11 protein-coding genes are annotated in these 16,313 nt (G+C 67.6%); 10 read left to right on the forward strand and 1 reads right to left on the reverse strand.

What is annotated here, in order from left to right; translation table 11 throughout:
- Positions 1-94: 94 nt before the first annotated feature.
- The 5 genes from ACZK0Z_RS06840 (at position 95) to ACZK0Z_RS06860 (ending at position 10,114) form a co-directional block, all read left to right on the forward strand.
- Positions 95-766, forward strand: coding sequence for a hypothetical protein (locus ACZK0Z_RS06840; protein ID WP_197633540.1), 672 nt, complete (start codon positions 95-97; stop codon positions 764-766).
- Positions 766-2,784: a hypothetical protein gene (locus ACZK0Z_RS06845; protein WP_180852598.1), complete on the forward strand. Its 2,019-nt coding sequence runs from the start codon at positions 766-768 to the stop codon at positions 2,782-2,784. The genes ACZK0Z_RS06840 and ACZK0Z_RS06845 overlap by 1 nt, the downstream gene beginning before the upstream one ends.
- An 84-nt stretch (positions 2,785-2,868) precedes the next feature.
- Entirely contained in the window at positions 2,869-8,256 is a 5,388-nt protein-coding gene (locus ACZK0Z_RS06850; RefSeq protein WP_197620068.1) for a DNA repair ATPase, read from the forward strand.
- Entirely contained in the window at positions 8,253-8,960 is a 708-nt protein-coding gene (locus ACZK0Z_RS06855) for a hypothetical protein (protein WP_049429519.1), read from the forward strand. Before ACZK0Z_RS06850 ends, ACZK0Z_RS06855 begins: the two co-directional genes overlap by 4 nt.
- 44 nt (positions 8,961-9,004) lie before the next feature.
- Positions 9,005-10,114, forward strand: coding sequence for a toxic anion resistance protein (locus ACZK0Z_RS06860; protein WP_197633542.1), 1,110 nt, complete (start codon positions 9,005-9,007; stop codon positions 10,112-10,114).
- 71 nt (positions 10,115-10,185) lie between these two features.
- Here ACZK0Z_RS06860 and ACZK0Z_RS06865 read toward each other — a convergent pair whose 3' ends face one another.
- Positions 10,186-11,073, reverse strand: a complete 888-nt coding sequence (locus tag ACZK0Z_RS06865; RefSeq protein WP_197620070.1) for a LysR family transcriptional regulator — start codon at positions 11,071-11,073, stop codon at positions 10,186-10,188.
- Positions 11,074-11,169: 96 nt separating this feature from the next.
- Between ACZK0Z_RS06865 and trpB the strand changes: the two genes are divergently transcribed.
- The 5 genes from trpB to glmM all read left to right on the forward strand — a co-directional run bounded on the left by trpB (position 11,170) and on the right by glmM (position 16,281).
- Positions 11,170-12,387: a tryptophan synthase subunit beta gene (gene trpB / locus ACZK0Z_RS06870; protein WP_049429522.1), complete on the forward strand. Its 1,218-nt coding sequence runs from the start codon at positions 11,170-11,172 to the stop codon at positions 12,385-12,387.
- Positions 12,384-13,064: a hypothetical protein gene (locus tag ACZK0Z_RS06875; protein ID WP_197633543.1), complete on the forward strand. Its 681-nt coding sequence runs from the start codon at positions 12,384-12,386 to the stop codon at positions 13,062-13,064. The genes trpB and ACZK0Z_RS06875 overlap by 4 nt, the downstream gene beginning before the upstream one ends.
- 1 nt (position 13,065) lies before the next feature.
- Positions 13,066-13,875, forward strand: a complete 810-nt coding sequence (gene trpA, locus ACZK0Z_RS06880) for a tryptophan synthase subunit alpha (RefSeq protein ID WP_197633544.1) — start codon at positions 13,066-13,068, stop codon at positions 13,873-13,875.
- Between the two features lie 169 nt (positions 13,876-14,044).
- On the forward strand, positions 14,045-14,920 hold the full coding sequence (accD, locus tag ACZK0Z_RS06885) for an acetyl-CoA carboxylase, carboxyltransferase subunit beta (RefSeq protein WP_005410473.1): 876 nt from the start codon (positions 14,045-14,047) through the stop codon (positions 14,918-14,920).
- Positions 14,920-16,281 carry a phosphoglucosamine mutase gene (glmM, locus tag ACZK0Z_RS06890; RefSeq protein WP_049429525.1) on the forward strand — a complete coding sequence of 454 codons (1,362 nt, stop codon included), beginning with the start codon at positions 14,920-14,922 and terminating at the stop codon, positions 16,279-16,281. Before accD ends, glmM begins: the two co-directional genes overlap by 1 nt.
- Positions 16,282-16,313: the final 32 nt, after the last annotated feature.

Here is a 16,313-nt window from a genome sequence, read left to right on the forward strand (position 1 = left end):
CGCGCCAGCCATGAGGGCCGGCGCGGGGATCCACGGGGCGCGCTCTGCGCGTTCCGAACGGGCGATCGCCGCCCACAGCCCAGGAAGGCAAGCGATGCAGGAATTCCTCAGCGTTGTGTTCGGTTTCCCGACCCTGCCGTACAGCATCGTGCTGACGGTATCGCTGATCTATTGGGGGCTTGCCGCATTTGGCCTGGTGGACGATGGCTTCGGCGATCCTGGCGCCGAGGGCGCTCTGGACGGCGGCAACGATCTCAGCGGCCTGTCGGCCCTGCTGCAGCGCTTCGGCCTCGGCGGAGTGCCGGTCATGGTCGTGGTCACGCTGCTGGGCTTCTTCGGCTGGGCGCTGACCTATTTCATCCATCTGTTCGTGCTGCTGCCGTTGCCGGACCTGTTGCGCTGGACGATCGGCGCGGTCGTGGCCGTGCTGGCTCCCCTGCCTGCGGTGCCGGTCACCGCGCTTCTGCTGCACCCCATCCGTCGGTTCCTGCTGCGCCTGCGGCCGGTGGTCCAGGCCTCGTTGCTGGGGCGCATCGGTGTGGTCGCCTCGCCGAAAGTGGATGCCCGCAGCGGCCACGCCACCTTCGATGACGGTGGCGCCGGGCTGGTGCTGCAGGTGCGCAGCGACATCGAACTGCAGCGTGGCGAGCGCATCGTGCTGGTCGAGCACGTGGCCGCACAACACCATTACCGGGTGGTCCGCGCCGATGCGGTCGCCCTCGACTTCCAGGACAACCTGCTTCCGGGCAACAAGGAGAATCACTGATGACGTTGGCAACCATGGCCCCCTTCCTGATCGGCGTCGCCGTCCTGCTGGTCGGGCTGCTCGGCCTGGCCGGCCTGTTCAAGGCCTTCTACCGCAAGGTCGACCAGGGCGTGGCCCTGATCGTCAACGACATGAGTTCCACGCCCAAGGTGCACTTCACCGGTGCGCTGATCATCCCGGTGCTGTACCGCGCCGAGCTGATGCGCATCAGCCTGATCACCCTGCAGATCGACCGCCGCGGCAAGGAAGGCCTGATCTGCCGCGACAACATGCGTGCCGATATCGCCGTGGCCTTCTACCTGCGGGTCAATGAGACCCAAGCCGACGTGTTGCGCGTGGCCAAGGCCATCGGTGCCGACCGCGCCTCGGACAAGCACGCGGTGGACGAACTGTTCAACGCCAAGTTCTCCGAAGCGCTGAAGACGGTGGGCAAGAAGTTCGACTTCACCGAGCTGTTCGAGAAGCGCCAGGAGTTCCGCGACGAGATCATCGCGGTCATCGGCAACGATCTGAACGGCTATGTGCTGGAGGACGTGGCGATCGACTATCTGGAACAGACGCCGAAGTCGCTGCTGGACCAGTTCAACATCCTCGACGCGCAGGGCATCCGCAAGATCACCGAGCTGACCGCCGCGCAGAACGTGGTGACCAACGAGCTGGAGCAGAACGAGAAGCTCGCCATCACCAAGAAGAACGTGGAAGCGCGTGAGGCGCTGCTGGCGCTGGAACGCCAGCAGGCTGAAGCGGAAGCCCGCCAGAAGCGCGAGATCGAGACCATCCGCGCGCGCGAGGAGGCCGAGACCGCCAAGGTGCAGGAAGAGCAGCGCCAGCTGTCCGAGAACGCCCGCATCGAAGCGCAGCAGCTGATCGAGATCCGCGACCAGAACCGCCTGCGCGAAGTGGAAGTGGCCGAGCAGAACCGCCAGCGTGCGGTGGCCATCGAAGCCGAGCGCGTCGAGCGCGCACGCCAGCTGGAGCAGGTCACTACCGACCGTGAAGTGCAGCTGCAGGGCGTGGAACGTGACAAGGTGGTCGAGCAGGGCAAGATGGACGTGGCCAACATCACCCGCGAACGCATCTCCATCGACAAGACCGTGGCCCAGGAAGAAGAGCGCATCAAGGAAGTGCGCGAGGTCTCCGAGGCGGACCGCCAGAAGCAGGTGCTGATCCTGGAAGCCGAGGCCAAGGCGCAGGAATCGCTGGTGCGCGAAGTGAAGGAAGCACAGGCGCGCGAAACGGCGTCGAAGCACCGTGCCGTTGAACTGACCACGCTGGCCCAGGCCGAGCACGAAGCGGCCGGCAAGCAGGCTGAAGCCAAGCGCCTGCTGGCCGACGCGCTGCGGGCCGAACAGGCGGCGCCGGGCCTGGCCGAGGCGCAGGTACGCGAAGCGTCCGCGCTGGCCATCGAGAAGGTCGGTATTGCCGAGGCCCGCGTGATCGAGGCCAAGGCCGAAGCCAGCCTGAAGCAGGGCAGCAACGAGGCCCGGGTGCTGGCCGAGACACTGCAGGCGCAGGCCCAGGGCGAAGAAAAGATGGGCCTGGCGCGTGCCACCGCCACCGAATCGCTGGGCAACGCCGAAGCCGGCGTGGTGCAGAAGAAGCTGCTGGCCGAGGCCGAGGGCCTGGTGCGCAAGTTCGAGGCGATCGCTTCGCTGAGCGACCAGGCGCGCGGCCACGAAGAGTTCCGCATGATGCTGGACAACAGCCTGAAGCAGGCGCTGGCCTCGATCGAAGCCGGCAAGGAAGTCTCGCGCGAGAACGCCAACGTCATCGCCAGCGCGCTGCGTAATGCCGACATCGACCTGGTCGGTGGCGACGGCGGCATGTTCGAGAACCTGGTCAAGGCGGTGTCGCTGGGCAAGTCGATCGAGGGTTTTGCTGGCAAGAGCCCGATCGTGCAGGAACTGATGCAGCGCTACCTGGGCGTGGCCGTGGCCGAGCCGGCACCGCGCCAGATCGCCGAGGACGCCGAAGCGGTGCCCACCGTGTCGGCCACCGTGGTCGACAGCGCCCGTTGATGCATCGGGCGATGGCCACGCCGCCATCGCCCGCCCGCGCCGGCCGCAGATGCGGCCGTTCGCCCGTGAGCCGGAAGCCTGCTGATGTCTGAAACCCATCCGTCCGCCGAAACCACCGCAGCGGAGGCCGGCGGCAACACCGTCGACCAGGCCGTCGCCCAGGGCGGTGCCTATGAAGTCCTGCGCCGCCGCCTGGCCGAGCAGGGCCAGCGCCTGCAGGCCCTGGCCGAAGTGCTCAACCGCCAGCGCCTGGCCGAGTTCGGCGACAGCCGGCTGGAAGTGGTCGGGCGTTTCCGCATCCGCAGCGAGAACAACTGCGTCGGCCGCGACATCGTGCAGGTGGGCCCGGACCGCCTGCTGTTCGGCTACAACGTCTTCATCGGTCTGAAAACCCAGACCCGCATCGAGGATGTGTTCGGCCTGTACCGGCTGGTGCAGGGCAGTGACGGCTACGACGTCGCTGCGCTGGAGCTGAAGGGCAGCTTCCTCGACCAGCCCGGCTTCGTGCACGACTTCAATGAGCTGTACGCCTACTACAAGCACGCGCGCCTGCTGCAGCTGATCGTGGTCGGCGACAAACTGCTGGCCTCGTTCCAGATCGGCGAGCGCAGCAGCGACGTACGCGTGTTCCGCTGGGCGCTGTCGCGCGAAGGCGAGCTGACCTACCTCGACGCGCGCGGCGAACGCGATATCGCGCTACCGCCACCGTTCGATTTTGAATGGACCCGGGCCACGCGTGACCTGGCGGTCAGCGGCCGCCATTCGCACCTGAACATCCTCGACACCCTTTTCGTGGAAACCACCGGCGGTGACCTCACCATCAAGGTGGAGAACAACACCGAGACCGGGCAGGGCATCTACAGCGAACCGGTAGAGGACAGCACGCAGTCGCTGGACGATGCCCAGTTCGAGTTCGCCCGCGTCGGTTCGCTGCTGCTGTTGAAGGTGCTGCCCTATCGCGAAACCGTCTGGCGCGGGCTGATCTACAACACGATCACCGGCGACATCGTGCGCAACGATGCGATCGTGCAGGCCTGCGTGCAGCTGCCCGAAGACCACGGCGTGATCTTCCCGGGCGGCTATTACCTGCAGGGCGGCGAGCACAAGGCGTTCGACGCCTCGATGGCCGGCATGCAGTTCAAGCGCAGCATCCGCTCGCCCAACGGCGAGGACGTGCTGTACATCTTCTACGAACGCGAGGGCGGTCGCTCGGCGCTGTTCGTGTACAACACCATCCAGCGCGTGCTGCAGAACCCCGTGTTCGGCCACGGCTATGCCTTCCTGCAGGATGGGCGCATGGTGTTGTTCCATGCCGAGGGCGCCGAACCGACCCGCATCCATCCGATGCAGGTGTGGCAGACGCCGTTCAGCAGCGACGAATTCGCTGCCAGCCGACCGCCCGGCAATACCTTCATGGGCCGCATCGGCAATGCCGAACTGGTGCGCGGCATCTCCAACCTGTTCAACCTGGCGCGCGAGATCGACGGCCAGCACGTGTCGGTGCAGCGCTACCAGCGCCTGGTCGCCGATACCCGCCGCCTGTTCGACACCCACCACTGGCTGGGCGACGATGCCTGCGATGGTGCCGAGGCGCTGCTGCGGCAGATCAGCGCCACCGGCGAATCGGTGCTGGACGAATACGAGAAGGTGCAGTCGATCCGCCAGCAGTCGGCGCAGGCGATGGTTGACGCCGAGGCCAGGCACAAGGCCCTGCTGGGCCGCCTGCAGCCGCAGAACTGGAACGAGGTGCAGGCCTTCGTCGAGGCGCTGAACGAAATCACCGCGCTGCGCGGGCGGCTGCTGACCATCCGCGAGCTGCGCTATATCGATACCACGCGCATCGAGGCCATGGCTGCCGAACTGGTGCAGGCCCAGGACCGCGTCGGTGCGGCAACCGGTGAATTCCTGGCCGGCGATGCCGCACTGGCACCACTGGGCAGCCGCCTGCAGGCGCTGGACGAAGCCGCCCAGCAGGCCAGCAGCGCGCGCCAGCTGGACGAGCAGCTGGACGGCATGCGCGCCATGGCCGCCGACCTGGACATGCTGTCCGAACTGATGGCCGGGCTGAAGGTGGACGATGCCACCGCGCGCACCCGCGTGGTCGAATCCATTTCCGCGCTGTACGGGCGGCTGAACCAGGCGCGCACCCGCGCCGAACAGCGCCGCCGTACCCTCGGTTCGGCCGAGGCCGTGGCGCAGTTCGCTGCCCAGTTCGCGTTGTTCTCGCAGTCCATCACCAGCGCGCTGGCGATGGCCAACGATCCGGAAAGGGCCGACGAACAGCTGTCACGCCTGCTGGTGCAGCTGGAAGAACTGGAAAGCCAGTTCGGCGAGCATGAGCAGTTCCTCGGCGACATCCTCAGCAAGCGCGAAGAACTGGTCGAGGCCTTCGAAACGCACAAGCAGGCGCTGCTGGACGACCGCCAGCGCAAGGCGCGTTCGGTACTGGATGCTGCCAACCGCATCCTCGATGGACTGGCCAAGCGCACCGAGCGTTTCGCCACCGCCGATGAACTCAATGCGTTCTTCGCCGGCGATCCGTTGATCCTCAAGCTGCGCGAGCTGGCCGAGCGGCTGCGCACGCTGCGCGACAACGTCAAGGCCGATGACATCGAGGCGCGCCTGAAGGGCGTGCGCGACCAGGCCGTGCGCCAGCTGCGCGACCGCAGCGACCTGTACGAAGCCGGTGGCAACGTGGTCCGGCTTGGCCCGCGCCACCGCTTCAGCGTCAACACCCAGGCCCTGGACCTGACCCTGTTGCCGCGCGGCGACACGCTGGCCATCCACCTGACCGGCACTGACTTCCTGGAAACCCTGCACGACCCGGAACTGGAGGCACTCAAGCCGTTCTGGCCGGTGACGTTGGATTCGGAATCCGATGCGATCTACCGCGGCGAATACCTGGCCGGCAGTCTGCTGCTGGCCGCACAGCAAGGCCACGATGGGCTGGACCTGGCCCAGCTGCAGCACGATGTCGCCACACCCGAAGCACTGGATCAGCGCGTTCGTGCCTTCGCTGCGCCGCGCTATCGCGAAGGCTACGAGCGCGGCATCCACGACCACGACGCCGCGCTGATCCTGCGCGCGCTGCTGCCCTTGCAGCGGTCTGCCGGCACGCTGCGTCACGCCCCGCAGGTGCGTGCGCTGGCCCTGCTGTTCTGGGCGGCGCAGCAGCGCGAAGAAGCGGTACTGCAATGGCCCAGCCGCCAGGCCGGAGCGGAAACCATCGCTCGCCTGTTCGGCTCCGACGAAGGGCGTGACGCCCTGCGCGCGGAAATGGCTGCTGCGCTGAGTGCGTTCTCGCAGTCGCAGTCATTGCCCTTCGACGAAGAAGCCGCCGATGCGGCGGCCGCCTATCTGGGCGAAGAACTGGTCAACGGCGAACCCGTGTTCAGCACCAGCAAGCATGCCCAGGCCCTGCTGGAGGCCCTGGCCCATCAGCTGGACCAGGCCGGGCAGCGCGAAGCACTGGAGCGCGCCCTGCAGCGTACGCAGGATCCGCTGGCCGCGCGCTGGGCACTGGCCGGGCAATGGCTGCGCGCGCTGGCCGGCCTGCCTGCACAGGCCGCGCATGCCGGTTATGCGGACGAGGCCGCTGCACTGCTGTTGGTGCAGCGCCAGCTGCGCACGCGGGCCAGCGATGCGCCGCTGCGCGTGGACGTACCGGGCCTGCTTGGCGAACACCCGCGCATCCACAACGGCTCGCTGTCGTTGTCGCTGGATGACTTCCTGGCGCGCCTGCAGCATCATCTCAAGCGCTTCGTGCCGGATTTCCACGCCTACCAGACCGTGCGCCAGGGCATCATCAACCGCGAGCGGCAGACTCTGCGCCTGTCCGAATTCAAGGCGCGGCCGCTGTCTTCGTTCGTCCGCAACAAGCTGATCAACGACGTCTACCTGGGCGTGATCGGCGACAACCTGGCCAAGCAGATGGGCACGGTCGGCGAGAACAAGCGCAGCGACCTGATGGGCCTGCTGATGATGATCTCGCCCCCGGGTTACGGCAAAACCACGCTGATGGAATACGTGGCGCACCGGCTGGGCCTGGTCTTCATGAAGATCAACGGCCCGGCGCTGGGTCACGAGGTGCGTTCGCTGGACCCGGCACAGGCGCCCGATGCCACCTCGCGGCAGGAACTGGAAAAGCTCAACCTGGCGCTGGAGATGGGCAACAACACCATGCTGTATGTCGACGACATCCAGCACACCCATCCCGAGTTCCTGCAGAAGTTCATTTCGCTGTGCGACGGCACGCGCCGCATCGAAGGCGTGTGGCGTGGCCGCACCCGCACCTACGACATGCGTGGCAAGAAGTTCTGCGTGGTCATGGCCGGCAACCCGTACACCGAGTCCGGTGAGGTGTTCAAGATTCCGGACATGCTGGCCAACCGCGCCGACATCTACAACCTCGGCGATGTGCTGGGAGGCATGGAAGCGGCGTTCACCCTCAGCTACATCGAGAACAGCCTGACCTCCAACCCGGTACTGGCGCCGCTGGCCACGCGTGACATGGCCGACCTGTACGTGCTGGTCGATCGCGCGATGGGCAAGGACGTATCCACCAATGGCCTCAGCCACGCCTACAGCAGTGCCGAGATCAACGAGATCACCGCCACCCTGCAGCGCATGCTGCGCGTTCGCGACGTGGTCTACCGGGTCAACCAGCAGTACATCGCCAGTGCCGCGCAGGACGATCGTTACCGTACCGAGCCGCCGTTCCGGCTGCAGGGCAGCTACCGCAACATGAACAAGCTGGCGGAGAAGATCTCGCCGGTGATGAACGAGGATGAGCTGCAGCAGCTGATCTCCGACCACTACCTGGGCGAGGCGCAGCTGCTGACCACCGGCGCCGAGGAGAACCTGCTGAAGCTGGCCGAACTGCGCGGCGTGCTGGATGAGGTGCAGTCGCAGCGCTGGGCCCAGATCAAGCGCGATTTCCTGCGCAACAAGGCCATGGGCGCCGACGACAGCGATGTCGGTGGACGCGTGGTCGCGCAGTTGGCGGACATCGCCAGCGCGTTGCAGTTGCCGCCGCCCGCGCCGGAAGCGATCGCCGTTGCGGACCCGGCGCCGTGGCCGGCGCTGCTGGAGGCCCTGCATCGCCTTTCAGAGGCGCGTCCCGCCGCTGCGCCGCCGCCGGTCGCGGCAGCCCCCAGCGTGCCGGCCACGGCCCTGGCCGAAGACCTCCAGGCGGGCCTGGCGCCACTGGTGGAGCTGCTGGCGGCATCGCAGGCGCAGCAGGTGCAGGTGTCGCAGACCCTGGCCGCGTTCGCCGGCTGGGCGCGACAGCAGGTCGAGCGGGGCACGCCGAGCGCTGTGGTGGCGCAGCGCGCGCGCGTGCGCCGCGCCGCGACGCCGGAGGAGCGGGCGCTGGATGAGGCGCTGATGCGCCACTTCTACGGCGAGTCATTGCCACCGGAAGACGGCGATGGCATGCCGGCATCCACGCCGCAGCCGCCGCCGCTGCCGTGACCACGCGCGTGCCACTGCCGCCACCGATGCTGCCGGATACGGTCGATGTCGCTGCGCTGGCCGACTATGGTGCGCCGTTGCTGCAGGCGCTGGCGCGGCGCGAAACGCCGTTGCCACCGGATGCGGGCGAGCGCCTGGTGGCTGCGCTTGCGCGCATCGCGCTGGCCTTGCAGGCCGGCAACCCGACGCAGATCCGGCAGCAGGAAGGCTGGTGGGGGCGACTGCTGGGGCGCGATGTCGCTCGCGAAGCAGAAGGGCACGCGCTGCAGTCTCAGCTGGGCGTACTGGCCCTGCAGGCGCGTGAGCAGGCTCAGCACCTGCAGCAGCACATGCAGCTGCGGGCCATGGCGATCGTTGAGCATTCCGCCGCAGCCGCGGCGCTGGACGGCTGGGCCGAACTGGCTGCGTCGCGGCTGACGACGCTGGATAGCGCCGGTCAGGCCGCGCTGTCGCATCGGCTGGACCATCTTCGCCGGCTGGCCTCGCTGCACCGCCTGGAAGCCGGCCAATCGCAGCTGCTGCAGGACCAGGACAACATGCTGCTGCAACGCTTCGCGCGCATCCATGACGTGCTGCTGCCGGCCTGGCGGCAGGCTGTACTGGCGAGCCAGGCCGCTGCGGGCGCTGCGTTGGCTGGCAAGGCTGCCACGTTGCACGCACAGATCGATGACGAGGTGGCCGCGGCTCAGGCTAGACTGCCTTGAGCCGGCCGCCGCTGCCGCTTACCCAACTGCAAGGAGACTGCCCGATGACCCAGGACAGCCAGACCCCCGGTGCCCTCGTACCCGGCACGACCACCGCCACTGCGCTCGATGAAGGTACGCTGCAGGCGCTGGGACTGGTACGCGAGGATCTGCCGCGCATCGCCGAGATCCGTCTGGAACTGGACGATCTGCGCCCGGGCAACCTGCAGGTGTTCGGCCGCGAGGCGGCCACGCGCACCGCCGCGTTCTCCAGCCAGTTGCTGGACCAGGTCCGCAATCGTGACCTGGATGCCAGTGGCGAGAAGCTGGGCGAGGTGGTGCGCATCGCGCGCAGCCTGAAGCTGGACGGCTTCGCCCAGCGTTCGAAGGTGCCGGTGATAGGTGGTCTGATCGACCGCATACGCGCCTCCAAGGGCGAGCTGGTGCAGAAGTTCAGCGACACCAACGCGCAGATCGAACAGCTGCTGGCCGACGTCGGCGTGCAGCAGGCGTTGATGGGCAAGCGCGTGGGGGAGTTCGACCGCATGCACGATATCGTCCGCGAAGAACGTCGTGCGCTCGGCCTGTATGCGGCAGCGGGCAAGCAGCGGCTGGCCGAACTGCAGGCCGAACAGCTGGCCGGGCAGGGCAGTGAGGACCCCCAGCAGCGCATCCGCCAGGGCGAGATCGACAATGCGATCCGGTTGATCGAGAAGCGCGTGTCCGACCTGCTGCTGATGCAGCACGCCGCCGACCAGTCGCTGCCGATGATCCGCCTGATCCAGGCCAACGCGCTGCAGCTGATCGAGAAGTTCAACACCGTCCGCGACATCACCATTCCGTCGTGGAAGCGCCAGTTCGCCATCCAGCTCTCGCTGGGCGAACAGAAGGCTGCGGTCGAACTGTCCACGGCCATCGATGACGCCACCAACGAATTGATGCGTCGCAATGCCGACCTGCTTCGCCAGGCCTCGGTGGATACCGCGCGCAGCAACCAGCGCGGCGTGATCGACGTGGCCACGCTGCGCCATGTGCACGACCAGCTGATCGCCACGGTGGAAGAAGTGCGCAGCATCCACCGCGAAGGGATGCAGCAGCGGCAGCAGGCCGAAGTCGAGCTGTCGCGCCTGCGCGAAGACCTGCAGCAGCGCCTGGCCACACCGACCGCCAGCTGAAAAAAGGGGACGGAGGGAATTAAGTCGCAAGTGGCACAAACGACTTAATTCCCTCCGTCCCCTTTTTTTTGTCAGCGGAGTTGCTGGCCCAGCCAGTCGGCGAGCGCATCCACGCGCGCATCAGGTGGTCCGTCCGGTCGCGCCAGCACCCAGAAACCACCGGTGGCGGCAAACCCCCACGGCGCGACCAGTCGCCCGGCGGCCAGATCCTCGGCCACCAGTGGCTCGGGTGCGATCGCCGGGCCCAGCCCGGCCACCGCTGCCTCCAGCAGGTAGTACAGATGCTCGAAGGCCGTCCCCAGCTGCAGCTTCGCGGGGTCCAGAGCGTGCGCCTGCGCCCACGCCGGCCACGCCTGCGGCCGCGAGCTGGTGTGCAGCAGCGTCTCCTGAAGCAGCGCTGCGGGCGGTACATGCCGCAGGCGCTGCGCGGCCGGATGCGAGGGGGCCACCACCACGCCGACCCGTTCCGGGGCCAGCTCACGCACCTGCCAGCCGCGCGGCCACGGCCCCTGCGCCAGCAGCAATACCGCATCCAGTGCCGCCTGTGCTTCGGTGAAGCTGCCATCCAGCGCTGACCACTGCAGGCGCACGCCGGGCAGGGCGGCCTGCAGCGCAGGCAGGCGCGGGATCATCCAGCGCGCCAGCACGCTGCCGCTGCAGCCCAGTACCAGCGCCGGGGCCGCCGCCGGCCGCCGCAGTTCGCGCACGCAGTCTTCGATGCCGCCGAAGGCCTCGCTGCACGCTGCCTGCAGCCGCGTGCCCGCAGCGGTCAGGCGCAGGCCACGACCGGCCCGCTGGAACAAGGCCAGGCCAAGGTGATCCTCCAGCAGCTTCAATTGCCGACTGACCGCACCATGGGTGACGTGCAGGTCCTGCGCGGCGCGACCAACGCCGCCGAGACGGGCCGTGGCCTCGAACGCGCGCAGTGCATTGAGTGGAGGCAGCAGGGAACGGCTCACGTGAGATTTCCTGACGATATGCGCCAGATAATATCCATTTTCCGGTCACGACCCGTGCGCTAGAGTATCCACCTGTCTGAACCACCGGTCGTATCCATGTCTGCCTCCCCCATTGCCGACTATCACGCTTTCCCGGATGCCCAGGGCCACTTCGGCCGCTACGGCGGCAGTTTCGTTGCCGAAACCCTGGTCGGCCCGCTGCAGGAACTGGCCCAGGCCTATGACCAGGCGCGCCAGGATCCCGCATTCCAGCTGGCCTACGACCGCGACCTGGCCCATTACGTGGGCCGGCCAAGCCCGATCTATCACGCCCAGCGCCTGAGCGATCACGTCGGCGGCGCGCAGATCCTGCTCAAGCGCGAGGACCTGAACCACACCGGCGCGCACAAGATCAACAACACCATCGGCCAGGCCCTGCTGGCGGCGCGGATGGGCAAGAAGCGCATCATTGCCGAGACCGGCGCCGGCCAGCATGGCGTGGCCAGCGCCACGGTCGCAGCGCGGCTGGGCCTGGAATGCGTGGTGTACATGGGCGCCACCGACATCGAGCGGCAGAAGATCAACGTCTACCGCATGAAGCTGCTGGGCGCGACGGTGGTGCCGGTCACCTCCGGCTCGGCCACCCTGAAGGACGCGCTCAACGAAGCCATGCGCGACTGGGTGACCAACGTGCAGGACACGTTCTACATCATCGGCACCGTGGCCGGCCCGGATCCGTATCCGCGCATGGTCCGTGACTTCAATGCCATCGTCGGTCGTGAAGCGCGCGAGCAGATGCTGGCCGAGTACGGCCGCCTGCCGGATGCGATCACCGCCTGCGTGGGCGGCGGCAGCAACGCGATCGGCCTGTTCCATGCCTTCCTCAACGACCGCCAGGTCGAGATCGTCGGCGCTGAAGCGGCAGGTGATGGCATCAGCACCGGCCGTCACGCCGCCTCGATCGCTGCCGGTCGCCCGGGCGTGCTGCACGGCAACCGCACCTATGTGCTGTGCGATGACGACGGCCAGATCATCGAGACCCATTCGGTGTCGGCAGGCCTGGACTATCCGGGCGTCGGCCCGGAGCACGCGTTCCTGGCCGATACCGGTCGCGCACGCTATCTCGGCATCACTGACGAGGAAGCGCTGCAGGCATTCCATCTGCTGGCCCACACCGAAGGCATCCTGCCGGCGCTGGAGTCCAGCCACGCGCTGGCGCAGGCGATCAAGCTGGCGCGTGAGCGTCCGCACGACCAGATCGTTCTCTGCAATCTGTCCGGCCGTGGTGACAAGGACGTGCATACGATTGCCGCGCGCGAAGGGCTGGTACTGTGAGCGCGCTGCTGCGGAACAGCGGCGTGCTTCTGCTGGCACTGGGCCTGGCCGCGTGCCAGCCGCCGGAACCACCAGTGCTTGCGCCAGCTGCCAAGGCCACCGCGCAGCCCGCACAGCGGCCGGCCGCCAATGATGACCTGGATCCGATGGCGCGTACGCCCATCATCGATCCGCCCTCCGAAGAGGAGACGAACAGCGATGACGCGCCGGCGGTGGCGTCGGTGGCGCTGGACCACGCCGGTGACGTGCTGGTTGGCCAGCATATGGGGGACCTGAAGTCACTGGGACCTTGGCAGGCACAGGGCGCGAAAGAGTTCTTCGAAGGCGACTGCGAGTACTACGACGGCAGGGGGCTGCCGCCGGGCGTGTCGATGATGACCAACGACGACCGCGTGGTCCGTTTTGACCTGAAGCCGGGCGACGACCCGGAGCTGCCGGTTGAACAGCCCGGTCCGTTCGGCCTGCGCATCGGCATGACCCGTGCCCAGGCCATGGCCCTGTTCCCGAAGCCGCCGGTATCCAGCCCGCATGCCTACGACGGTGACCAGGCTGAGTACCTCACCTGGCAGGATCCGGGTTCGGACCTGGGCATCCGCCTGGAACTGTATGAAGGGAAGGTCACCCGGATGTACTGGGGGACCAGTGATGCGATTGAACTGATTGAAGGATGTGCCTGAGATGCCTGTATCCCGACTCGATGCCTGTTTCCAGCGCCTGCGCGAGCAGCAGCGCAAGGCACTTATCCCCTTCGTCACCGCCGGTGATCCCTCCTTGGAGGCCACTGTGCCGGTCATGCATGCGCTGGTCGAGGCCGGTGCCGATGTGATCGAGCTGGGCGTGCCGTTCTCTGATCCCATGGCCGACGGCCCGACCATCCAGCGCAGCTCCGAACGCGCGCTGGCGCGGGGAGCCGGCAGCCGCTACGTGCTGCAGGCCGTGGCGCAGTTCCGCGAGCGTGACGCGCACACGCCGGTGGTACTGATGGGCTACCTGAACCCGGTGGAGATCCATGGCTACGCGGCCTTCGCCAAGGCGGCCGTGGAGGCGGGCGTGGACGGTGTGCTGCTGGTTGACCTGCCGCCGGAAGAAGCCGGTGAAGCGCAGCAGGCCTTCGATGCAGCCGGCCTGGCGCTGGTGCTGCTGGCCTCGCCGACCACCAGCGAGGCGCGTGCCGACAAGCTGCTGGCGCTGGCGCGTGGCTATCTCTATTACGTCAGCTTTGCCGGTGTCACCGGCGCTTCCGAGCGCCTGGACAGTGATGCCGCCAGTGCCCGTCTGCAGGCGCTGCGCGCGCGCGCCTCGGTGCCGGTGGTGGCCGGCTTCGGCATCAAGGATGCCGACAGTGCCGCGGCCATGGCCCGCCAGGCCGACGGCGTGGTGGTGGGCAGCGCGCTGGTGGCGGCGCTGGCCGAAGCGGATTCGGCCGAAGACGCAGCCCTGCGCGCTCGGACCTTCCTGGCCCCGTTGCGCCAGGCGCTGGACGCGTAATGGTAGCGCCGGGCATGGCCCGGTGCTACCCAGCGCCTAAACGTACGTCCCAGCATGGTTTTTTCCAGCACCCCCATGCCCGGCAAGGGGGTGCACGGGCAGGGAAAGCGGAGCTAGACTGTCCGCCTTTGCGGCCCCCGGGCCGCCCTGAACGGAAGTGTCCTCCCGCATGAGTTGGCTCAGCAAGTTGATGCCGTCCGGCATCCGCACCGACAACACCCCCAGCAAGAAGCGCAGTGTCCCCGAGGGCCTGTGGGAAAAGTGCAGCAACTGCGGCAGCGCGTTGTACCGTCCGGAACTGGAAGAAAACCTGGAGGTCTGCCCGAAGTGCGGCCATCACATGGCGATCCGCGCGCGCGCGCGCCTGGCCGCCCTGTTCGACGCCGACAGCACCACCGAGATCGGTGCGCGCCTGGGGCCGACTGACCTGCTCAAGTTCAAGGATCAGAAGAAGTACAGCGAGCGCATCAAGATCGCGCAGAAGAACACGGGTGAGTACGACGCGCTGATCGCCATGCGCGGCCTGCTCAAGGGCCGTGCGTTGGTCGCCTCGTCGTTCGATTTCGCCTTCATGGGCGGCTCGATGGGCTCGGTGGTGGGTGAGCGTTTCGCGCTGGCTGCTGAAACCGCAGTGGAGATCGGTGCGCCTTACGTGTGCTTCTCGCAGAGCGGCGGCGCGCGCATGCAGGAAGGCCTGTTCTCGCTGATGCAGATGGCCAAGACCTCGGCCGCGCTGGGCAAGCTGCGCGAAGCTGGCCTGCCGTACATCTCGGTGCTGACCCACCCGACCACCGGTGGCGTGTCGGCCTCCTTCGCAATGCTGGGCGACATCAACATCGCCGAACCGCAGGCGCTGATCGGCTTTGCCGGCCCGCGCGTGATCGAGCAGACCGTGCGCGAAAAGCTGCCGGAAGGCTTCCAGCGTTCGGAGTTCCTGCTGGAGCACGGTGCCATCGACCAGATCTGCGACCGCCGCGAGATGCGTGACCGCCTGTCCGATCTGCTGGCCATGCTGGGTCGCCAGCCGGCGCCGGAGGTGGCTTGATGGGAGGCCGCAAGTACTTCGGTACTGACGGCATCCGCGGACGGGTCGGCCAGGGCGTGATCTCGGCGGACTTCGTGCTGCGGCTGGGCAATGCCCTGGGCCGTGTCCTGGTGGCCCAGCGCGGCCAGGACGGGCGCCGACCGATCGTGGTGATCGGCAAGGACACCCGCATTTCCGGCTACATGTTCGAGGCGGCGCTGGAGGCCGGCCTGGTCGCTGCCGGTGCCGATGTGCAGCTGCTGGGACCGATGCCGACGCCGGCAGTGGCGTTCCTGACCCGCACGCTGGGCGTGGACGCCGGCATCGTCATCAGTGCCTCGCACAATCCGCATTACGACAACGGCATCAAGTTCTTCTCCGCCCAGGGCGAGAAGCTCGACGATGCCACCGAACTGGCCCTGGAAGCGGCACTGGACGTTCCGTTCACCACCGTTGAGTCGGAAAAACTGGGCAAGGCATCGCGCGCGCGCGAGGCGGTCGGCCGCTACATCGAGTTCTGCAAGGCCAGCGTGCCGCGCACATTCGACCTGCGTGGCCTGCGCCTGGTGCTGGATTGCGCGCACGGTGCCACCTACCAGATCGCGCCGCTGCTGTTCCGCGAACTGGGTGCCGAGGTGATCGGCATCGGTGCCGAGCCCAATGGCGTGAACATCAACGCCGGCGTCGGTTCCACCCATATCGACAACCTGGCGGCCAAGGTCCGCGAGACGCGTGCCGATCTCGGCATCGCGTTCGACGGTGATGGCGATCGCGTGCTGATGGCTGACGACCAGGGCAACCCGGTGGACGGCGATGACCTGCTGTACATCCTGGCCCGTGCGTGGAAGGCCGAAGGCCGCCTGCGCGGCCCGGTGGTCGGTACGCTGATGAGCAATTACGGCGTGGAGAAGGCGTTCGCCGACCTGCAGATACCGTTCGTGCGCAGCAACGTTGGTGATCGTTACGTGCACCAGGCGCTGGTGGAAGGTGGTGGGGTGCTTGGTGGCGAAGCCTCCGGCCACCTGCTGTGCCTGGACCGGGCCACCACGGGGGATGGCATCGTGAGCGCGCTGCAGTTGCTGGTGGCACTGCGCAACAGCGGCCAGACCCTGCGCCAGGCGCTGAAGGGACTGGAGCGGGTACCACAGAAGACGGTCAACGTGCGGTTGGGCAATGTCTCGGCCAAGGCCACGGTGCAGGCCGACAGCGTGCAGGCCGCGCTGGCGGCCGCGCAGCAGTCGGTAGCCGGTCGCGGTCGCGCGTTCCTGCGCCCGTCCGGTACCGAGCCGGTGGTGCGGGTTACCGTGGAGGCCGATGACGCCACGCTGATGCAGGAAACGCTGGATCGGCTGTCTGCAGCGGTGCGCGAAGCCGCTGCCTGAGGCAGCTGTGCATTGGCCCAAACAAGAACGCC

This window comes from Stenotrophomonas sp. 116085_Sma (genome assembly GCF_056479585.1).